Below are 18871 nucleotides of genomic sequence, written 5' to 3' on the forward strand. Positions count from 1 at the left end.
ATCGCAAAGGAGCACCTCGTGGGTCACAAGTACAACGTTCCGGCCCTGTGGACCGAGCAGATGGGTCAGGTCGTCGCCAAGCAGGATGAACTTGCCGCGGGCGCGTACGTGACCGGACAGAGCCTCGACGACATGCGTGCCGCCTACCGCAAGGAGCGCGCGTTCTGGAACGAGGGTGGCCCCGAGGTGTTCTCGAGCGAGGACGTCATGGTTCCCACTCGCTACGGGCAGGTGCGCGTGCGCCACTACCGCCCGAGCGGGGAAGGCCAGCGTCCGCTCATCGTCTACGTGCACGGCGGTGGCTGGGTGATCGGCGACGTGGATACGCACGACCGCATCACCCGCACCCTGTGCCACCTGACCGGTGCCGCGGTCGTGAGCGTGGACTACACGCTCGCCCCCGAGGCCCGTTTCCCGCGCCAGATCCACGAGTGCTGCGACGTCGTTGCGCACATTCGTGAGAATGCGAGCCAGTGGGGGATCGACCCCGAGGACGTGTCCTTCGCCGGAGACTCCGCCGGAGCAAACATGTCCATGGGGACGATGCTCATGATGCGCGACGAGGGCTCGCTCACGTCCGTGCGCGCGATGCTCCTGTACTACGGCGTCTACGGGCTCAAGGATTCCTCGTCCATGCGCCTCCTGGGCGGTGCCTGGGATGGCCTGACCGAGGCCGACTACCAGTACTACCTCGACCAGTACTTTGCCGATCCGGCGGACGTGAGCGACCGCTACTTCAACATCCTGGGATCCGACTTTAGCCAGGGCATCCCGCCCTGCTACGTCGTGTCCGCCGGCTTGGATCCCCTGCGTGATGACTCGCGTACTCTGGCCGACATCCTCAATCTGTGCAGCGTTCCTCACCTCTACAACGAAGTTGAGGGCGTCATCCACGGCTTCCTTCATCACTCCAAGATGCTCGACGACACCATGGATGTGCTCTCTGAGGGCGCGCACTTCTTCACCGAACACCCTATCCACCGCTGAGCTAGACGCTCACAAACAGAAAGTGAACCGACGTGGATTTTTCGCTCAATGAAGATCAGCAGCTCATGGTCGATGCCTTTACCGAGGTCATGCATTCGCGTAACTGGGACGCATACTTCCACGAGTGCGATGAGAAGCACGAGTACCCGATCGAGTGGACCGAGGCCATCTGTGAGCTCGGCTTCGACCGCATCCTCCTACCCGAGGAGCACGACGGCCTCGGTGCCGACTGGGTGACCCTGACCGCCGCCTACGAGGCGCTCGGCCGCGAGGGCGGCCCCACCTACGTGCTCTACCAGATGCCCTGCTGGGACACCGTCCTGCGCGAGGGCACCGAGGAACAGAAGGAGAAGATCCTCTCCTTCGTTGGCACCGGCAAGCAGATGCTCAACTACGCGATGACCGAGCCGTCGGCCGGTTCCTCGTGGGATGACATGCGCACCACCTACACCCGCAAGGACGGCAAGGTCTACCTCAACGGGCACAAGACCTTCATCACCTCCTCGCTGTACGCCCCCTACCTGGTCGTCATGGCCCGCGACGCCGACAACATGGAGACCTACTCCGAGTGGTTCGTCGACATGTCCAAGCCGGGCATCACCAAGGAGCCGCTGGACAAGCTCGGTCTGCGCATGGATTCTTGCTGCGACGTCTACTTCGACAACGTTGAGCTCGAAGAGAAGGACCTCTTCGGCACCGAGGGCAATGGCTTCCGCCGCGGCGTGGTCGACTTCGACCTCGAGCGTTTCCTCGTCGCCCTGACCAACTATGGCACCGCCTACTGCGCGTTCGAGGACGCCGCCAAGTACGCCAACCAGCGTATTCAGGGCGGCCAGGCCATCGCCCGCCACCAGCTCATCCAGCTGAAGTTCGCCGAGATGAAGGTGCGCCTGACCAACATGCGCAACATGCTCTACGAGATCGCCTGGAAGCACGACAACTGTCTGCTCTCGCGCGGCGACTGCTCGATGGCGAAGTACTACTGCTCCGAGGCCTCGTTCGAGGTTGTGGATCGCGCCCTGCAGGTCCTGGCCGGCGTCGGCATCACCGGCGACCACCGCATCCAACGTTTCTACCGCGACCTGCGCGTGGACCGCGTCTCCGGTGGCACCGACGAAATGATGATCCTCGCCACCGGCCGTTCCGCCCTGTACCCCTACCGCTGATTCACGCACCAGAGAACGAAAGGACGAATAGCCATGGCACTGCCTACGGATAAGCCGTCGTTCGGCGTCCTCGATGGCGTCAAGGTCGTATACTCCGCCGTTGAGATCGCAGCCCCCACGGCTGCGGCCATCATGGGCGAGTGGGGCGCCGACGTCACGTGGATCGAGAACGTGTGGACCGGCGACTCGATGCGCGACACCGCGTGGGTCAAGGAGATGGAGCGCCGCAACATGCGCTCGATCTCCATGAACCCCTTCACCGACGAAGGCAAGGAAGCTCTGCGCGCCATCGTCAAGGACGCTGACATCTTCATCGAGTCCGGCAAGGGACCGATGTACGCTCGCAAGGGAATCACGGATGAGTTCCTGTGGGAGATCAACCCTAAGCTCGTCATCGTGCACGTCTCCGGCTTCGGCCAGTACGGCGATGAAGAGCAGATCAACTCGGCCGCCTACGACCTGACGGTCGCCGCCTACGCCGGCATCGTCACGCAGAACGGCTCCGCCGATCAGCCGATGAACATCTCCCCCTACCTGGGCGACTACATCAACTCCCTGATGATCATCTCCTCGTCGCTGGCGGCTCTGCACCGTGTGCAGGTTACCGGCGAGGGCGAGAGTATCGACATGGCGATGTACGAGACCCTGCTGCGCGTGGGCACGTACTACATGATGGACTACATGAACGCGGGCATCTCCTACCCGCGTCCGGGTGCGCGCCATCAGAACCTGTGCGGCATCGGCATCTACGAGTGCAAGGACGGCTTCATCGGCCTGTGCCTGTACGGCGTACCGCAGAACAAGTACCTGCTCGAGACCATCGGCCTGGGCGAGCTGTGGGGCACCGACGAGTACCCCGAGGGCACCTCGGCCCTGTGGCTTGACAGCCCCAAGGCGGACCTCATCCAGGAGACCCTGGAGGCCTACCTGAAGACCCAGTCCAAGTACGACGTGCAGCGTGACTTTGTTGCGCACCGAATCGCCGCGCAGGTTGTCAACGAGTTTGGTGACATTCTCGAGGCCGAGCACGTGCAGGCGCGCGAGTGCTTCATCGAGTGGGAGAACGCGGAAGGCAAGACCATCAAGGGGCTCAACACCTTCCCGAAGTTCCGCCGCAACCCGGGAGCCTTCTGGCGTCCGATGCCCGCTCTGGGTGGGGACACGCGCGACATCCTCAAGCGCGCCGGTTACGCCGACGAGGCCATCGAGGCCCTGATCGCGTCCGGCACCGTCAAGGCAGCTGACGAGGACTGATCGAATGACCAGCTCGACGTGGGTGCCGGAGAACACCACAGTTGCGCAACTGTGGCAGCGGCAGGTGATGGAGCGCGGAGGCCATGAGTTCCTCGTGTACGAGGATGCTGATACCTCGTCGGTTGCTCGTTTCACCTACCGTGAGTTCGACGCGCGCGTCAACACGTGTGCCAACGCCCTCGTTGCGAGGGGCGTTGGGGCCGGCACCCGCGTTGCTCTCTACCTCGACAATTGCGTCGAGTTTGTGGAGTGCACGCTGGCGCTGGCCAAGATGGGGGCTATCGCGGTCCCCGTCGATGCCACGTCGGCACCCTGCGAGCTGGGGCGCATCATGGGCCTGTGCGGGGCTCAGATGCTGATCACCTGCGTGAACAACATCGCAGAGGTCCTCTCCCACCTGCCCGAGTCCGTGACGGACATCGTGGCGGTGGGGGAGGGCACCCCCGGGGACGAGGCCGGGGCGGACGTCGCGCTCCTGGCCGACCTGCGGGCGGACGCCTCCGACTCCTTTGAGTCGAATCCTCACGTGGACCCCATGGACACGTTGGCGATTCTCTTCACCTCGGGTACGACCTCGGCCCCCAAGGGCGTCGTCATCACTCAGGCGAACTTCGTCTTTTCGGGCGTCTTCGTCAACTGGGAACTGGATATGAATCCCGAGGACCGCTACATGACCTCCATGGTTGCGGCCCGCGTGAACTTCCAGCTGTCGGCGCTGGCACCCGTCCTGACGATGGGCGCGACGCTCATCATGCTGTCGAGATACTCCGCGACGCGCTTCTGGCGTGAGGCGCGCGAACACCGCGCGACCCTCGTGCAGGGCATGGCGATGATCGTTGCGACACTCTTGCGTCAGCCCGTCGACCCGGAGGAACGCAACCACCAGGTCCGCGAGATGCACTACTTCCTGCCCCTGAGCGCCAAGGAAAAGGAAGCCTTCGAGGAGCGTTTCGGCGTGACTCTGCTCAACAACTATGGGTCCACCGAGTGTCTCATCGGAGCGGTCACGGACCCGCCTCAAGGCGAGCGTCGCTGGCCATCGATCGGCCAGGCGGGGCCCGGCTACGAGGTCCGCGTCGTTGACTGCCAGGGTACCGAGCTGCCCGAGGGCGAGGTCGGCGAGCTCGTCCTCCACGGCGTCCCCGGAGTCAGCCTCATGGCCGGCTACTGGAACAACCCCGAGGCGACCGCCGAGGTTCTCTCCGAAGACGGCTGGTACCGCACCCACGACTTCGCCTACGTCGAGGATGGCTGGGTCTACTTCATGGATCGGCGTGTTGACCTCATCAAGCGCTCGGGCGAATCGGTGTCCTCCGCCGAGGTTGAATGCACAATCGAGAGCCTCGACGGCGTGCAGGAGGTCGCCGTCATCGGGGTGCCCGACGGAGTGCGCGGCCAGGCTGTCAAGGCCTTCGTCGTCGCGGAACCCGGCGTCAGCCTCGACCCCCAGGCCGTCATCGACCACTGCGAGGAACGTCTGGCGTCATTCAAAGTGCCCAGTTACGTGGAGTTCGTCGAGGAACTCCCGCGGGGAAGCTACGGCAAAGTCAACAAGCAACTCCTCGCAACCTCTTGAATCCATCCCATTGAAAGGACAATGAACAATGGCAATCAATACCGAGATGGTCGGACAGACCTTCGGTCCCTTCGTCCGTGACTACACCTTCCGCGACCTGGAGCTCTTCGCCCTCGGTTGTGGCGCGGGTATCGACGGCAAGGACGGCCTCGAGTACCTGAATGAGCACGACGAGCGCGCCCCCCGGCTCAAGGTGCTGCCCATGTTCGGTGCCATGCTGATCGTCGACTCCGAGGTCACCCGCACGATCGACTACGGCTACAACTACGCCGGATCGCTGCACTGGGGCTTCGACATTCGCTTCCACCAGCCCATCACCAAGATGGCCGACCACCTCGAGACCAAGGTTCGCCTCGAGGGCCTCTACGACCGCGGTGAGGGCCGTGGCCTGCTCGCCCAGCACATCGGCGACACCTACGACTCGGAGGGCAACCTGCTCTTCACCAACGAGTCCTGGGACTGCCTGATCTACGACGGCGGCTGGGGCGGCCCCAAGCCTCCGAAGGACATCGTCGAGATGCCCGAGCGTGACGCCGACGTCGAGGTTGTCGAGACGATCCCCGAGAACCAGGCTCTCATCTACCGTCTGTCGGGGGACTACCACCCGCAGCACATCGACTGGGAGTACGCTGCAGAGAACGGCGAGCCCCGCCCGATCCTGCACGCGATCTCCTACGCGGGCGTCGTCATGCGTCACGCCATCAACGCGTTCGTTCCCGGCGAGCCGGAGCGCATCACCCGCTTCAAGACCCGCATCACCTCGCCGGTCCACCCCGGCACCACACTCAAGACCAAGCTGTGGAAGGTCGCCGAGGGCGAGCTGCGCTTCATGCTGGTCGACGCTGACGCCGAAGAGACCGGTGCCAAGCCGCACCTGAACTGGGGCATCATCGAATACCGCTGATGCACCTCGTGGGGTAAAGGCGCCCCGCGCCTGGGGCGCGGGAGAGGCCCCTAGCACCTCTCCCGCGCCACACCCACCACACGACTGCACACACGCTTTCACCGGAAAGGAGAACATCGTGGCTCACAACGACACCGCGATCGACCTCGAAGACCTCGAGATGACACCGCTGCTCAAGCGCGTTATCGTCTTCTCCTCGGGCGGCCCCTTCCTGGAGGGCTACGTGCTGGCCATCATCGGCGTGGCGATGCAAGCAATGGGCAACGACCTCGTCCTGGACGCCCACTGGCGCGGGCTCCTCGGCGTCGCCTCCCTCGTCGGCCTGTTCCTCGGCGCCTCCTTCGGCGGATGGCTCACCGATCTGATCGGCCGACGCAAGATGTTCGTCATCGACCTGGTCGTCATCGCGGTCCTGTCGGTCCTGTGCGCGGTTGTCCAAAGCCCGATCTGGCTGCTCATCCTGCGCTTCCTCGTGGGCGTGGCCGTGGGAGCGGATTACCCGATCGCGACCTCGATGATCGCCGAGTTCTCGCCGCGCAAGTACCGTGCGGGAGCCATGGGCGTCATTGCCGCAGCCTGGTACCTGGGTGCCAACGTCGCGGCCCTGGTCGGCTTCTGCCTGTACAACACGGCGCATGGCTGGCGCTACATGTTGGCCTCCTCCGCGATCCCCTGCATCCTGATCCTCGTGGGGCGCTGGGATATCCCCGAATCCCCGCGCTGGCTCGTCTCCAAGGGTCGCGCCGAGGAGGCGCAGGCGATCGTCCACAAGACCCTGGGAGCCAACGTTCGCCTTCCCAAGGCAGAAGAGGCCGCCAAGACCTCGGTGTCGAAGGTCCTGCGCGGCGTCTACCTGCAGCGCATCATCTTCATCGGCGTCATCTGGTTGTGTCAGGCGATCCCCATGTTCGCGTTCTACACCTACGGCGAGCAGATCATCGGTAGCGCCATCGGCCTCGAGCACGGGCGCGACGCCCTCCTCGTCGAGCTCCTCGTCGGCACGTTCTTCATGCTCGGTACCTTCCCCGCCATGTACTTGTGCGAGCGGATCGGCCGCCGGCCCCTCATCATCGGCTGCTTCGGTGGCATGACGGTCGCCCTGGCCATCGTCGGCTTCTTCCCGGGCGCGGGCATCGGCCTCATCATGGGGTGCCTCATCGCCTACGCCCTGCTCGCGGGCGGCCCGGGCAACCTCGAGTGGCTCTACCCCAACGAGCTCTTCCCGACGGAGGTGCGCGCCACCGCCATGGGCTTCGCGATGTCGCTGAGCCGCATCGGCACCGTCGTCTCGCTGTACATCCTGCCCTCGTTCATGGAGACCCACGGCTTTGGCGCGACGATGCTCGCCGGTGCGGCGATCTCCGTCCTGGGTACGGTCGTCTCGCTCATCTGGGCCCCCGAGACGCGCGGGTACACCCTCGCCGAAACCGGGTCCGTCGATTTCAAGGGGCGTTGACGTGTTTACGATCGAACAGATGACCGTCGGAGCGTGGAAGGCCGAGTGCTACGCGCTCACGAACGAGGCCGGCACCATCGTCCTCGACCCAGGGGCGGAGCCGCAGCGGATCCTGCGCTGGTTCGGCGACAAGAAGGTTGTCGGTATCATCCTGACGCACTGCCACTCCGACCACATCGGTGCGGTCAACGAGCTTGTCGAGGCCTACGGCTGCTGGGTTGCCTGCGGCGCCCGCGACGTCGACGGCGTGGCCGACGTGCACCGCTCCGGCTTCGACGAGGAGGGCATCGACTACACGGTCGACCACGTGGATCGCGCGCTCGAAGAGGGCGACGTCGTCACCTGGGGCGGCGACTCTCTGACGGTCCTGAACACTCCCGGACACACCCCCGGCAGTATCTGCCTGCTCTGTGAGGACCACAAGGTTATGTTCAGCGGCGACATGCTCTTCCAGGGCGCGATTGGCTCAACGGCCTTCGTGCTGGGCAACGACGCGGACATGGTGCGCTCTTGCGCGCGCCTGACCGAGCTGGACCCCGCGCTGCGCGTCTACCCCGGACACGGGGGACCCACGACCATGCGGGCCGAGCTGCCGATGCTCGCCTTCATCGTCCAGCGCGCCATGCGCGCCGCACCTCACAACCCGAGCTGGCGGGAGGGCTCGTGGTGGTGAAGCTGATCGTCAACAAGGTCTGCGACGTACGCGGGAACCTTCATCAGGAAACAGTCGATGAAATCGTCTGGCAGGCAGAACGTGCGCATCAGCACGCTGCCTTCGACGGCATCGAGCAGACGAACAACCGACGTGTTGCGGGGCAGCTCCCCGTTGCGCTTGAAATCCCAGAGTCGCTCATGGATGGCCAGGAGCGGTGTCACGAACAGGTCCTCGTAGACCTGACGGATGACGGGATCTTCGGCGTTGCCGGCCTCGACAAAGAGGCGGCGCACGGCGGATCGGTTCGGGCCCAGGTACTCACGCAGGCGGAAGTCCGCCTCGTTGACGAGGATCTCCCGTGGGGAATCTCCCCTGGGGCCGGGGCACGTAATGAGAGCGGTGAAGGCGGCATGCAGCAGCGTGTTGCGGTCGTTCCAGCGCGAGTACAGGCTGGACTTACCGACCCCGGCTTCGGCGGCAATCTTCGTCAGATTGAAGCCTGTCCAGCCGGCTTCCCCATACAGATCAAGGGCGGCGCGAAAAACGCGTTCCTCCAGCTGAGGATCACGAGGCCTGCCCGCTTTCACGGGATTCTGACCGGCAAGACGCGTCACTGCGCGCACTCCTTCCGAGAGAGGGGTCACATGGAGTCATTCTAAGCGAACCGCTTCGAATCCCGCAGAGCCTGTTCCACCCATAACCACCAACAGCACGCACGTGCAGAAAGGGCAGATGATGAGCATCATCGTCGCGTACAAGTACGCAGCAAACCCGCAAGACACCACCGTCGACGCCTCCGGTGTCGTCGACTGGTCGCGCGCCAAGGCCGCGATCTCCGAATACGATCCCGTTGCCGTCCAGGTGGGCCGCACACTTGCTGATTCCCTCGGCACCGATGTCGTGGGCATCTCCGTGGGTGGCAAGGCCGTGGCCTCGTCGATGGCCAAGAAGGGTGCCCTGTCCCGCGGTATGGACCGCGCCCTCGTCGTCGCCGATGACGCCACCGCCACCTGGAACGCCACCACCGTTGCCTCCGCCCTCGCGGGCCTCGTGGGCAAGATTGAGGGTGCCAACATCGTCCTGACCGGTGACTCCTCCATCGACGAGTCCGCCAAGATGGTCTCCACCCTGATCGCCGGCTTCCTCGGCTGGCCCTGCTTCCAGGAAGTTATCGCGGTCGAGGCCGCGGGCAACGGCTGGACGCTGACCCAGTCCGCCGCCGGTGGCACCCGCACCATCACGGTCGACGGCCCCGTCGTCGTCGCCGTGGCCACCGATGCCGCCGCCGTCAAGGTCCCCGGCATGAAGGACATCCTTGCCGCCGGCAAGAAGCCTCTCGACGAGGTGGCCGTCGCCGAGGTTTCTCCCGTCGAGGTGTCCCTCGAGGTCACCGGCCGCGCCAAGCCCGTCGCGAAGGCGCGCCGCAACGAGACGTTCACCGGTGACGACGCTGCCGCCCAGCTCGTCGCTGCCCTGCGCAACGCTGGCGCACTCTGAGAAAGGACTGCAGAACAATGACGAACACCTGGATTCTCACGACCGACGAGCGCATCGCCAACCTCGTTGAGGCTGCCGCTGCTATCGGTGGCACCACCACCGTCATCGCTGTCGCCCCCACGGCACCCGCCGTCGGCAACGTCGACAAGCTCATCCACGTCCCCACCGCCGAGAATGTGCCCGCCGAGGCCTACGCTGGCGTCGTCGCCGGACTGCTGGCCGACGCCAAGGGCGACGTCATCCTCGCCGCGAACCGTCCCGCCGAGCGCTCCTTCGCCGGCGCCGCAGCCGCCGCCCTGGCGCTGCCCGTCGTCGTTGGTGCCACCTCCGTGTCGGGCTCCGGCGCTGAGGTCGCCCGCTACGGTGGTCTGACCAACGAGACCGTCGCCTTCCAGGGTGCCGTGCTCGTCCTCGAGGGCGGCGCTGGCGTCGAGGGCGGCCCCGCCGCCCAGACCGCTGAGGGTGGTGCCATGGGCGCGACCATCACCAACGTCCAGGCTGCCGGCTCAGGCCCCGCCAACCTCGCTGCGGCTCGCCGCATCGTGTCCTGCGGACGCGGCTTCAAGGCCGAAGAGGACCTCGCGATGGCCAACGCCCTCGCCGAGGCCCTGGGCGCCGAGATTGCCTGTTCGCGTCCGCTCGCCGAGGGCACCGCCTGGCTGAGCAAGGACCGCTACGTGGGCGTCTCCGGCATGCATGTCTCGCCGGATATCTACGTTGCGCTGGGCATCTCCGGACAGGTGCAGCACACCTCCGGTATGGCCGACTCCAAGATCGTCGTGGCCGTCAACAACGACGAGAACGCGCCGATCTTCCAGATCTCCGACTACGGCATAGTGGGCGACATCTACGAGGTTGTTCCCGCGCTGACCGCAGCGCTTTCCTGAAACGAGAAGAGGAATATGTCCGAGGAAGTTGACTTTGACGTCATCGTCATTGGTGGCGGCGTGGCGGGTGCGGTGTGCGCCTACACCCTCGCCAACAAGGGCCGGGAAGTCCTGCTGATCGATCGCGCCGCCGAGCCGGGTTCGAAGAACCTGTCCGGTGGAGTCTTCTACTGCCGCGTCATGGAGCAGGTGTTCCCTGACTTCGTGAACGTCGCGCCCGTTGAGCGTCGGATCACCCGCAACTGCGTGAGCCTCATCAACGAGAGTTCCTTTGTCAACATTGACTACTGGGACAAGCGTCTGAGCGAGCCCGCCAACGCAGTGACTGTTCTGCGCGCGAAGCTCGATGCGTGGCTGCTGGAACAGTGCGAGGAAGCCGGAGTGACCGTCATGCCTGGCGTGAAGGTCGATTCCCTGATCGTCGAGGGTCAGCAGATCGTCGGCGTCACCGCCGGCGAGGACGAACTGCGTGCACACGTGGTCGTCGCCGCTGACGGCGTCAACTCCTTCATCGCTCAGCAGGCTGGCATCCGCGCCAAGGAACCGAAGAAGCACCTCGCGGTCGGCGTCAAGTCCGTCATCGGACTGCCGCGCAAGGTCCTGGAGGATCGCTTCAACGTCCGCGGCAACGAGGGTGTCGCCTATGCGATGGTCGGCGATTGCACGCAGGGCGTCGCCGGCGGCGGTTTCCTCTACACCAACGAGGAGTCCATCTCACTCGGCGTCGTCATGCGCCTGGACGATCTGGAGAAGTCGGGGCTCGCCTCGTCTGACGTCCACGATCACATGCTCAACCACCCGGCCATTGCCCCTCTCCTGGAGGACGGAACCCTCCTCGAGTACGGATGCCACCTCACGATTGAGGACGGTCCCGCCATGGTGGCGCACGATCTGACCCGCCCGGGTCTCATGATCATCGGCGACGCCGCGGGCTTTACCCTCAACACGGGCCTGACCATCCGTGGCATGGACCTGGCGGCTGGCTCCGCGCTGGCGGCTGCCGAAGCCATCGAGAAGGCCTTCCAGACCATGGACTTTGGCCAGCAGTCGATGGACCAGTACCGCGCCCTGCTCGACAGCAGCTTTGTCGGCAAGGACATGGCGACCTACGCGAAGGCCCCGGCCTTCCTGGAGCGCCCGCGCATGTACAAGGACTACGGCAAGCTTGGCGCCGAGGTGTTCTACGGCATCTTCAACCATGACCTGACGCCGAGGCGCCACATCCGCAAGGTCGGACTCGACGCCCTCAAGGCGTCGGGCCTGAAGCTGACGCAGATCATGGGCGATGTCCTCGCGGGCATCCGCGCCCTATGACGAGATTTCTGAAAGGAGGACGAGCAATGGCTAAATTCGTCATCGAGAGTGTCCCCGCCCGCTTGGCTGGGAACACCTACTACCTGGATGAGGAAGAATCCCACATCGAGGTCAATCAGGAACTCGCTCGCGCCACTGGTGCTGGCGCTCTGCTCGAGCGCGTCTGCCCGGCAAAGGTGTACTCGGTTGAGGCCGACGGCACCGTCGGCGTTGAGTACGCGGCGTGCCTCGAGTGCGGCACCTGCCTGGCCGTAGCGCCGAAGGGCGTGCTCAAGTGGCACTACCCGCGCGGTAGTTTCGGCATCATGTTCCGCGAGGGCTGATTCAAACCCTAAAGGCGCGGCCTCTGGTTGCGCCTGCAGTGAGGTGGTGGGAGTGTGAAGCTCCCGCCGCCTCACTGTTTGTGGGGACGAGGCCGGGGCGTGCGGGCTGTCGGATGATGGCTTAGGCCATGTATTTCTTCAGGAGATCTTCGGGGTCGTATTGCATCGCGTGAGTGGTGGATACTGCAAGGGACGGAGTGTTTGAATAAAAGCGGATACTTGGATCGTCGATGCGGTGGTAGAGCAAGGTTAGTGGCCATGGGGTCTCGTCGGCTACCCATGACGGGTGGAGTTGATCGATCTTTCTAGGGAATCTCGGTACGTCGAAATGCAGTGCCATGGCACGCTTTGCTCCCAGCTGCGTCGTTAATACGTAGGCCGCGACGGAATCGCAATCAGTATCAAGTACGATACCTTTCGATGGCTGTCTCTCTGACCATGAGAAGAACATGTTCTCATCCTCTTCCCAGACGGAGAAATAGAGGGTGCCGTCATTCGTAAAAGTCCAACCCCCGTTAAATTCACTTGTTCTTGTCAAAGAGTCGCGCAAAAGGCGTTCGATGAGGGCGTTGTGCTGTTCCAGCATGGTGGTGGTCCTTCCTGGTCGTTGTGAGGTACTTTTGTCGGCCAGTCTCTGTGCTCGGCGGTATCCTCACATCAGCGCGTAGACGTGTGATGGTTCGGGCTGCGTGTAGGCGGTGAGGAGAGTGCTGAGATCTAGTGAGCTTGCTTTCGTGATGACGGCGTCCATGTTTGGGTTTGTCGTCGAGAAAACGAGCGATGGATCGTTGGCGTTCCGGAAGAGGAAGCGGGGGTCTTCCAGTGTTTCTCGGCGCAATGTCCATTCAGTTTCAAGATTACTGAAGGTGTGCATTCCACGGATCGTCTTCAGTCCTTGTGCCTGGCGCCACAGGGGTGCTAAGCGGAAGGTGAGCGCGAAACAAAAGACAGTGACATTTGGTGTGCTCACGGTGGTTTGTTTATCGTCGTAAGTACTGGTGATGCTCTGTGAGTGCAGATCAATATGAATGGATGTAGTTGTGTCGGTCTCGCAGGTGATGTGGTAGGTGCCTGAAGTAATGTCGGCATGGAGTGCTGCAGAATTCGTTAGCGTTGTGATAATCGCTGCGGGATCCATGCTTTGTCCTTTCGTCGTGTGGTCGTTGGAGTCGGTTCCCTGATGGTTGAGCTGATGCTCGTCTGTGATAGGTGGCCACTAGAAGGAGAGAGCGTGGATATGTCTATGATCGGTGCCCAGCTCGCCGCCAGATGGATCGAAGAAAATATCGATCAGTGAATCGAGAGGAAAAGACATGAAATACGTCAAAATAATGTGGGATTCTGGTTCAGAGGTAGAAAAGTGCATTGACGGATCATTGTCCGCAGTGACGTCGAAAGACCTCAATGATTCTTCTGGCCGCTCAACAGCCCACCCCACCTGAAGGGCAGCCTATCCGGACGGTGTGGCCAGCTGTTTGTAACTCTGGGCGCTTCGGTACAATCCTCCAATGATTCGTGTGAATTGATAGAGGGCAATGGCTTCGTTGCGCGTCTGAAAACTGAAGCTATCGGGAGTGTGTCGCTCATATGAACCTACTTCGTAGAATCCATCAGCGAATCGGAATCGGTAGTACCGCGCGTAAGGCGCATTAAGTAAGTAATCACAATTTCCGATGTTTTGTACGCTCAAGTCTGCGTGCGAGATCCTCTGCCTCAGGGATTGCAACTGTTCTAGCATTGGGAGATCCATTCTTCGGGCATAAGCGTTTGGTAACGGTGAGACAGCATGTGAGTTACCGCTGAAAGAGAGCAACGTATCCATCCCCGGACGGTTCGAGGACCAGGGAGAGCAGGTCTTCGCTTGATGTGCCCATCAGGTACGACAGAGAGACCAAGGCCTTGGGCGAGAAGGATGTGTACGTCGTGGGAATGGGGGAGGCTTTGCTTGTCAGCAGATACGCGATCGGTTCGAGGAACTCGATGGAAAAACCGGGGTGAACGTCGGTCACTGCTGGGACACTGAGGGGTGGGAGCTGGTGTGCTGCGCGAATGTCTGCGGCGAAGTGCATGATCGCGAACTTCTTGAAGATCTCGAAGGACGCGGAGCCGAATCGTTCCCCGCTGAATGAGTATCTATCGACGTGGCCGTAGGCGTAGTACTCCTTGACCATGGTGAATGCGTCGTAGATAAAGTCTTCACCCGGCTCGACCAGGATTAAGTCTTTCTTGATCCAGGTCGTGTGCCCGGAGAGTTCGCACAGGCGAGTGATGTATGCGGCGAGTTCTTCGTTCATGTGAGGGTTGCTCCTCCTCAGAGTGCGCTATCGACTACGTTGATTCTACGGCCGCGGTGAACCCGGGAAGGGGGCCGAGGCCTCGTCACCTTGAAGGGTGACGAGCGAACGTTTTCCGCGGCGGGTTATTCCGTCGTGTAGAGCTGAATCGCGTCCTCGAGGGGCATAGTGAGAAGACTCGCGAGTCGAAGCCATTGGTCGTTGGTGAAAGTCCCGAAACTATGTTCCGGATCGTCAACGTAAACGCAGTCAATCGCTGTCGTGCCCGGTACAGGTGTGAGTGACCAGGCGTTCTCGAGAGTGTCTGGCTGCGACGGTAGTGCTATCGGATCCCATGAGTTGAGGCGACGAATGCAACTTCCAAGAACGACAACCAGCTGATACTGAGCGATGGTTGGGTTGCGCGTCCACAAATAGCCGCCACCGAACGACGGGCGTTCCGAACGAGCAAACTTAAAATAGCCGTTCGATTCCCACAACGAGTCAAAGATAAGGCCGTCATCGGTGAAAAACAGCCTGTCCCTGTGCTCTTCTTGAGTCATTGAAGAGTTTGCGCAGAGCCTGGAAATCAGGTCGTCGAATTCTTCCAGCATGGGCGCTCACTCCCTCGGGTCGTTGCCTCAGCGGACATCCTAACTGATGGGCGAGCGCGGAACGGCATCCCTGACCTCCCCTCGTGCGAGGGAAGGAGGCGTGACCGACGGTCTCATCCCGTGCTCCGTGAGCTAGCACCAGGAGCGGGGAACCCTTAGTCGTGCTGGTACAGCGCGGCGTATCCGGCTCCCGACGGTTCGAGGACCAGGGAGAGCAGGTCCTCGCTTGACGTGCCCACCAGATATGACAACGAGAGCAGCGCAGCTGGCGAGAAGGATGTGTATGTCGTGGGGATGGGGGAGGTTTTGCTTGTCAGCAGGTACGCGATCGGTTCGCGGAATTCGATGGAAAAACTGGGGTGAACGTCGGTCACTGGTGGGAGGTTGAGGGGCGGGAGCTGGTGTGCTGCACGAATGTCTGCGGCGAAATGCATAATCGCGAACTTCTTGAAGATCTCGAAGGACGCGGACCCGAAGAGCGACCCGCCGAATGAGTACTTATCGACCTCGCCGTAGGCGTAGTACTCCTCAACCATGGTGAAAGCGTCGTAGATAAAGTCTTCACCCGGCTCGACCAGGATCAAATCATCGTCAATCCGGGTTGTGTGCCCGGATAGCTCACACAGGCGAGTGATGTATGCAGCGAGTTCTTCATTCATGCGAGAGTTACTCCTCCTCGGGCGCAGGATCGACTGTCTCGATTCTACGGCCGTAGTGAATCCAGGGAGGGGGTCGAGGCCTCGGCGAGAGCACGGGCGTATGTAAAATATGCGCATTTTGCCCTGAGCGAGCTGTCGGTTTTGTGGGTGAGGTGAAATCCTCTGGATCTGTCTTTTCTGATGCTGTAGTCGGTGCCCGGCACAGGGCCTAGAAGCTCGTCCGGAACATAGTGCATATCGACGAGCTCGTCGAGCCCCTCGCGTACGAGGAGGGTAAGACCCACAGTGGCCAGGTCTAAGGAAGGACTCGTGAAGATCGTGCTGATGGTATCGCGCTCGCCGTACCATCCGATGGTGATTCCTCGTGCGTTCTCTGTGATGAGGTAGCTTGCCAGACTACGCTTATCGGTAAAGACGATGCTGTCACCGTTGTCTTCGATGAGATTCGGGGGAAAGTGCTCGCCGAGGAGCGCTAGTGCGTGGCTTCGAAACTGTTCCCACAGCATGTGTTACTCCTGTCTGTCCGTGGGCTTAGCGAAGGGGACGCGTGGTATGCCGAAGAGGGCTTGGCAGGCTTCCTGGGTGCTTTCGATGTGGGCGATCTCGAGGAGCCGTTCGGGCGAGTGGTTGAGGAACCAAGGAAGATTCGCGGCGGCACGTGATAAGTCATCTGTGAGGATCCCCGTGGGTGACCCCTCGTAAAATAGTTCCCCTGTCTCGAGATTTTGAGACCAGCTTGGGGCGGGAGATAGGCGCCTGAATGCGATCCCGATAGCGTCCAGGTGCTGGCTCATTCGGAGAAAGTCAAACAATTCCATCACGAGCCATTGTTTAACTGGGATGAGGTCGTTGGCGCGAACTTCGGGTCCCGGATTGTACGAGCGCTCGCTTGTGCCGCCGAAATAAAAGCCGTCCTCGTGCCAGACGTGCATCATGATTTGAGGATCTGGACCGTGGAAGTAGACGTGATCGTCACTTAGTGCCTTCACAGGCCTGTTCATGAGTGAAGTTAAGGTATTGATGAACTCGTCGTCGCTGATTGTTGTCATAGTCTGTAGTGTCTCATGCTTTCCTGAGTCGTTTGTCGAGGGCTTGAGGCTGACTGGCCCGACAATGCGTGTGCGCTAGAGGGAGAGAACTCCGAAGTGCTCCGACTGTTGGCTTAGGCCATGTATTTCTTGAGGAGGTCTTCGAGGTCGTCTTGCATTGCGTGAGTGGTGGGCACAGCAATGGATGGAGTGTTTGAATAAAAGCGGACGCTCGGGTCATCGATGCGGTGGTAGAGCAAGGTGGGTGGCCACTGAGTCTTCTCGGCTACCCATGATGGTGGGAGTTGATCGATCTTTCTGGGGAATCTCGGGACGTCGAAATGCAGTGCCATGGCGCGCTTTGCTCCCAGCTGCGTCGTTAAGACGTAGGCAGCGACAGAATCAGAATCAGTCTGAAGATCAGCACTAGTCGATGGCTGTCGTTCCGACCGTGCGAAGAACGTGGTTCCGTCCTTATCCCAGACAGTGAAATAGAGGGTGCCGTCATTCGTGAAAGACAGCGCCTGGTTAAACTCCCGTGTCCTGGTCAAAGAGCCACGCAAAAGGCGTTCGATGAGGGCGTTGTGCTGTTCGAGCATGGTGGTGGTCCTTCCGCTGCGATCAGAGGATGCCTACGTGGTTGCTATTGTTCTGGAGTTTCGCGCCAGTGGGCGTGGAAGTGGGTGGACCCTCAAAGAGAGCAACGTATCCATCCCCGGACGGTTCGAGGACGAGGGAGAGCAGGTCTTTGCTTGGCGTGCCCATCAGGTACGACAGAGGCACCAGGGCATCGGGTGTGATGGTCGTAAAAGTTGTAGGAAGTACCGTGCGTGTATCTATCAGCTTGTGCGTGCTGCCTGATGCGGTCTTGATGGAATAGTTCGGGTGAGGGAAGGAAATTACAGGGAATGTGATCGGGGGAAGGTCGTGCGCAGCGCGAATATCAACAGCGAAATACATGATCGCGAACTTCTTGAAGATCTCGAAGGACTCGGACCCAAACCGCGTGCCACTGAAAGCGTATCTGTTGTAGTGGCCGTAGACATAATAGTTCTTCCGCACGGTGAATGCGTCGTAGATAAAGTCTTCACCCGGCTCGACTAGGATCACATCATCGTCGATCCGCGTTGTGTGCCCGGAGAGTTCGCACAGGCGAGTGATGTAGGCGGCGAGTTCTTCGTTCATGTGATGGTTGCTCCTCTTCGGGGCGCAGGATCGACTGTCTCGATTCTACGGCTGTAGTGATTCCAGGGAGGGGGTCGAGGCCTCGGCGAGGGCACGGGCGTATGTAAAATAGTCGCATTTTGCGCGTAGTGTGCTGTCGGTTTTGTGGGTGAGGTGAAATCCGCTGGATCTGTCTTCCGTGATGCTGTAGTCGGTGCCTGATACGGGGCCTAGAAGTTCGTCCGTAGGATAGTGCATATCGACGAGCTTACCGAGCCCCTCGCGTGCGAGGAATGTCAGTGCTATGGTCGCCAACTCAATGGAAGGGCTCGTGAAGAACGTACCGACGGTATTGCGTTCTTCGTGGCGGCCGATGGTAAGTCCTCGTGCGTTCTCGGTGACGAAAAAGCTGGCCAGACTACGCCTATCAGTGAAAACGATGCTGTCGCCGTTGTCTTCGATGAGTTCAGGGGGAAAGTGCTCGGCGAGGAGCGGGAGTGCGAGGCTACGAAACTGTTCCCACAGCATGTGTTACTCCTGTCTGTCCGTGGGCTTAGCGAAGGGAACGCGCGGCATGCCGAACAGGGCCTGGCAGACTTCCTTGGTGCTTTCAATGTGGGCGATCTCGAAGAGGCGCTCGGGTGAGTGCTTCATGAACCAGGGCAGATTTAGGGCAGCACGTGTAGATATGTCCGCGATGATGCCCGTGGACGACCCCTCGTAGAGGAGTTCCCCTGTCTCGAGATCTTGTGACCAGTGTGGGGCAGGAGAGAGCCATCTGAATGCAATGCCAATATCCTCCAGGTGCAGGCTAAGGCGAAGATGGTCGAACAATTCCATCACGAGCCATTGTTTGACTGTGGTCAGATCGTTAGCACGAATTTCGCCTCCGGGCCTGTAACTTCGCTCGCTTGTCCCGCTGAAATAAAAGCCGTCCTTTCGCCAGATATGAATCATGACTTGAGGATCTGGCCCATTGAAAAAAATGTGTTCTTCGGACAGTTCAATTACTTTCCTGTGTGCGGCGGAAACGACTGCTTCAATGAACTTGTCGTTGCTGATCGTTGTCATAGTCTGTAGTGTCTCATGCTTTCCTGAGTCGTTTGTCGAGGGC

Annotated in this window: 23 protein-coding genes; 11 read left to right on the forward strand and 12 right to left on the reverse strand. The window is 61.2% G+C overall.

Annotation, left to right across the window (positions count from 1 at the left end; genetic code table 11):
- The first annotated feature begins 18 nt into the window (after positions 1–18).
- From aes to RDV55_RS07450, 7 genes are all read left to right on the forward strand, one after another.
- A complete protein-coding gene (aes, locus tag RDV55_RS07420; RefSeq protein ID WP_111823612.1) occupies positions 19–987 on the forward strand; it encodes an acetyl esterase in 969 nt (322 codons plus the stop codon).
- A gap of 32 nt (positions 988–1019) precedes the next feature.
- Positions 1020–2153 (forward strand): crotonobetainyl-CoA dehydrogenase, encoded by a 1134-nt coding sequence (caiA, locus tag RDV55_RS07425; protein ID WP_111823613.1) that lies wholly within the window; start codon positions 1020–1022, stop codon positions 2151–2153.
- A 33-nt stretch (positions 2154–2186) separates the two neighbouring features.
- On the forward strand, positions 2187–3407 hold the full coding sequence (gene caiB, locus RDV55_RS07430; RefSeq protein WP_111823614.1) for an L-carnitine CoA-transferase: 1221 nt from the start codon (positions 2187–2189) through the stop codon (positions 3405–3407).
- Positions 3408–3411: 4 nt separating this feature from the next.
- A complete protein-coding gene (locus RDV55_RS07435; protein ID WP_111823615.1) occupies positions 3412–4983 on the forward strand; it encodes an AMP-binding protein in 1572 nt (523 codons plus the stop codon).
- Positions 4984–5011: 28 nt separating this feature from the next.
- Positions 5012–5887 carry a MaoC/PaaZ C-terminal domain-containing protein gene (locus tag RDV55_RS07440; protein ID WP_111823616.1) on the forward strand — a complete coding sequence of 292 codons (876 nt, stop codon included), beginning with the start codon at positions 5012–5014 and terminating at the stop codon, positions 5885–5887.
- 160 nt (positions 5888–6047) lie between these two features.
- Positions 6048–7343 carry an MFS transporter gene (locus tag RDV55_RS07445; protein ID WP_373462912.1) on the forward strand — a complete coding sequence of 432 codons (1296 nt, stop codon included), beginning with the start codon at positions 6048–6050 and terminating at the stop codon, positions 7341–7343.
- A gap of 1 nt (position 7344) precedes the next feature.
- The gene (locus RDV55_RS07450) at positions 7345–8016 is read left to right on the forward strand and encodes an MBL fold metallo-hydrolase (protein WP_111823618.1); all 672 of its coding nucleotides are present in this window, start codon (positions 7345–7347) and stop codon (positions 8014–8016) included.
- On the opposite strand, the gene RDV55_RS07455 is transcribed toward RDV55_RS07450, so the two are convergent.
- Positions 7980–8612, reverse strand: coding sequence for a TetR/AcrR family transcriptional regulator (locus tag RDV55_RS07455; protein ID WP_111823619.1), 633 nt, complete (start codon positions 8610–8612; stop codon positions 7980–7982). The genes RDV55_RS07450 and RDV55_RS07455 overlap by 37 nt on opposite strands.
- 121 nt (positions 8613–8733) lie before the next feature.
- Between RDV55_RS07455 and RDV55_RS07460 the strand changes: the two genes are divergently transcribed.
- The 4 genes from RDV55_RS07460 to RDV55_RS07475 are packed head-to-tail and all read left to right on the forward strand — an operon-like array spanning position 8734 to position 12019.
- Complete coding sequence (locus RDV55_RS07460; protein ID WP_111823804.1) at positions 8734–9495, forward strand: electron transfer flavoprotein subunit beta/FixA family protein; 762 nt, start codon at positions 8734–8736, stop codon at positions 9493–9495.
- A gap of 17 nt (positions 9496–9512) precedes the next feature.
- On the forward strand, positions 9513–10382 hold the full coding sequence (locus RDV55_RS07465) for an electron transfer flavoprotein subunit alpha/FixB family protein (RefSeq protein ID WP_111823620.1): 870 nt from the start codon (positions 9513–9515) through the stop codon (positions 10380–10382).
- A gap of 15 nt (positions 10383–10397) precedes the next feature.
- On the forward strand, positions 10398–11696 hold the full coding sequence (locus RDV55_RS07470) for an FAD-dependent oxidoreductase (RefSeq protein WP_111823621.1): 1299 nt from the start codon (positions 10398–10400) through the stop codon (positions 11694–11696).
- A 26-nt stretch (positions 11697–11722) separates the two neighbouring features.
- The gene (locus RDV55_RS07475) at positions 11723–12019 is read left to right on the forward strand and encodes a ferredoxin family protein (protein ID WP_111823622.1); all 297 of its coding nucleotides are present in this window, start codon (positions 11723–11725) and stop codon (positions 12017–12019) included.
- A 121-nt stretch (positions 12020–12140) separates the two neighbouring features.
- Here RDV55_RS07475 and RDV55_RS07480 read toward each other — a convergent pair whose 3' ends face one another.
- The 11 genes from RDV55_RS07480 to RDV55_RS07530 form a co-directional block, all read right to left on the reverse strand.
- Positions 12141–12605: a hypothetical protein gene (locus tag RDV55_RS07480; RefSeq protein ID WP_111823623.1), complete on the reverse strand. Its 465-nt coding sequence runs from the start codon at positions 12603–12605 to the stop codon at positions 12141–12143.
- Positions 12606–12671: 66 nt separating this feature from the next.
- Positions 12672–13157 (reverse strand): hypothetical protein, encoded by a 486-nt coding sequence (locus tag RDV55_RS07485; RefSeq protein ID WP_111823624.1) that lies wholly within the window; start codon positions 13155–13157, stop codon positions 12672–12674.
- 655 nt (positions 13158–13812) lie between these two features.
- Positions 13813–14313 (reverse strand): Imm61 family immunity protein, encoded by a 501-nt coding sequence (locus RDV55_RS07490; RefSeq protein ID WP_111823625.1) that lies wholly within the window; start codon positions 14311–14313, stop codon positions 13813–13815.
- A 125-nt stretch (positions 14314–14438) separates the two neighbouring features.
- Entirely contained in the window at positions 14439–14906 is a 468-nt protein-coding gene (locus tag RDV55_RS07495; protein WP_111823626.1) for a hypothetical protein, read from the reverse strand.
- Positions 14907–15061: 155 nt separating this feature from the next.
- Positions 15062–15565 (reverse strand): Imm61 family immunity protein, encoded by a 504-nt coding sequence (locus RDV55_RS07500; protein WP_111823627.1) that lies wholly within the window; start codon positions 15563–15565, stop codon positions 15062–15064.
- Positions 15566–15609: 44 nt separating this feature from the next.
- Positions 15610–16071: a hypothetical protein gene (locus RDV55_RS07505; RefSeq protein WP_245907674.1), complete on the reverse strand. Its 462-nt coding sequence runs from the start codon at positions 16069–16071 to the stop codon at positions 15610–15612.
- Between the two features lie 3 nt (positions 16072–16074).
- Positions 16075–16614: a hypothetical protein gene (locus RDV55_RS07510; protein ID WP_165835849.1), complete on the reverse strand. Its 540-nt coding sequence runs from the start codon at positions 16612–16614 to the stop codon at positions 16075–16077.
- A 113-nt stretch (positions 16615–16727) separates the two neighbouring features.
- Entirely contained in the window at positions 16728–17192 is a 465-nt protein-coding gene (locus tag RDV55_RS07515) for a hypothetical protein (protein WP_111823628.1), read from the reverse strand.
- A 22-nt stretch (positions 17193–17214) separates the two neighbouring features.
- A complete protein-coding gene (locus tag RDV55_RS07520) occupies positions 17215–17778 on the reverse strand; it encodes an Imm61 family immunity protein (RefSeq protein ID WP_111823629.1) in 564 nt (187 codons plus the stop codon).
- A gap of 45 nt (positions 17779–17823) precedes the next feature.
- Positions 17824–18285 (reverse strand): hypothetical protein, encoded by a 462-nt coding sequence (locus RDV55_RS07525; protein WP_245907675.1) that lies wholly within the window; start codon positions 18283–18285, stop codon positions 17824–17826.
- A 3-nt stretch (positions 18286–18288) separates the two neighbouring features.
- Positions 18289–18828: a hypothetical protein gene (locus tag RDV55_RS07530; RefSeq protein WP_111823630.1), complete on the reverse strand. Its 540-nt coding sequence runs from the start codon at positions 18826–18828 to the stop codon at positions 18289–18291.
- Between the last annotated feature and the right edge of the window lie 43 nt (positions 18829–18871).

The organism is Schaalia odontolytica (assembly GCF_031191545.1).
Taxonomy (GTDB): domain Bacteria; phylum Actinomycetota; class Actinomycetes; order Actinomycetales; family Actinomycetaceae; genus Pauljensenia; species Pauljensenia odontolytica.

Coding starts and splice junctions, on each gene's coding strand:
- RDV55_RS07505 (WP_245907674.1), bottom strand. CDS start 16,071: ATGCTGTGGGAACAGTTTCGAAGCCACGCACTAGCGCTCCTCGGCGAG.
- RDV55_RS07485 (WP_111823624.1), bottom strand. CDS start 13,157: ATGGATCCCGCAGCGATTATCACAACGCTAACGAATTCTGCAGCACTC.
- RDV55_RS07515 (WP_111823628.1), bottom strand. CDS start 17,192: ATGCTCGAACAGCACAACGCCCTCATCGAACGCCTTTTGCGTGGCTCT.
- RDV55_RS07480 (WP_111823623.1), bottom strand. CDS start 12,605: ATGCTGGAACAGCACAACGCCCTCATCGAACGCCTTTTGCGCGACTCT.
- RDV55_RS07490 (WP_111823625.1), bottom strand. CDS start 14,313: ATGAACGAAGAACTCGCCGCATACATCACTCGCCTGTGCGAACTCTCC.
- RDV55_RS07510 (WP_165835849.1), bottom strand. CDS start 16,614: ATGACAACAATCAGCGACGACGAGTTCATCAATACCTTAACTTCACTC.
- RDV55_RS07495 (WP_111823626.1), bottom strand. CDS start 14,906: ATGCTGGAAGAATTCGACGACCTGATTTCCAGGCTCTGCGCAAACTCT.
- RDV55_RS07440 (WP_111823616.1), top strand. CDS start 5,012: ATGGCAATCAATACCGAGATGGTCGGACAGACCTTCGGTCCCTTCGTC.
- RDV55_RS07460 (WP_111823804.1), top strand. CDS start 8,734: ATGAGCATCATCGTCGCGTACAAGTACGCAGCAAACCCGCAAGACACC.
- RDV55_RS07470 (WP_111823621.1), top strand. CDS start 10,398: ATGTCCGAGGAAGTTGACTTTGACGTCATCGTCATTGGTGGCGGCGTG.
- RDV55_RS07530 (WP_111823630.1), bottom strand. CDS start 18,828: ATGACAACGATCAGCAACGACAAGTTCATTGAAGCAGTCGTTTCCGCC.
- RDV55_RS07500 (WP_111823627.1), bottom strand. CDS start 15,565: ATGAATGAAGAACTCGCTGCATACATCACTCGCCTGTGTGAGCTATCC.
- RDV55_RS07525 (WP_245907675.1), bottom strand. CDS start 18,285: ATGCTGTGGGAACAGTTTCGTAGCCTCGCACTCCCGCTCCTCGCCGAG.
- RDV55_RS07445 (WP_373462912.1), top strand. CDS start 6,048: ATGACACCGCTGCTCAAGCGCGTTATCGTCTTCTCCTCGGGCGGCCCC.
- RDV55_RS07435 (WP_111823615.1), top strand. CDS start 3,412: ATGACCAGCTCGACGTGGGTGCCGGAGAACACCACAGTTGCGCAACTG.
- caiB (WP_111823614.1), top strand. CDS start 2,187: ATGGCACTGCCTACGGATAAGCCGTCGTTCGGCGTCCTCGATGGCGTC.
- RDV55_RS07475 (WP_111823622.1), top strand. CDS start 11,723: ATGGCTAAATTCGTCATCGAGAGTGTCCCCGCCCGCTTGGCTGGGAAC.
- RDV55_RS07520 (WP_111823629.1), bottom strand. CDS start 17,778: ATGAACGAAGAACTCGCCGCCTACATCACTCGCCTGTGCGAACTCTCC.
- RDV55_RS07465 (WP_111823620.1), top strand. CDS start 9,513: ATGACGAACACCTGGATTCTCACGACCGACGAGCGCATCGCCAACCTC.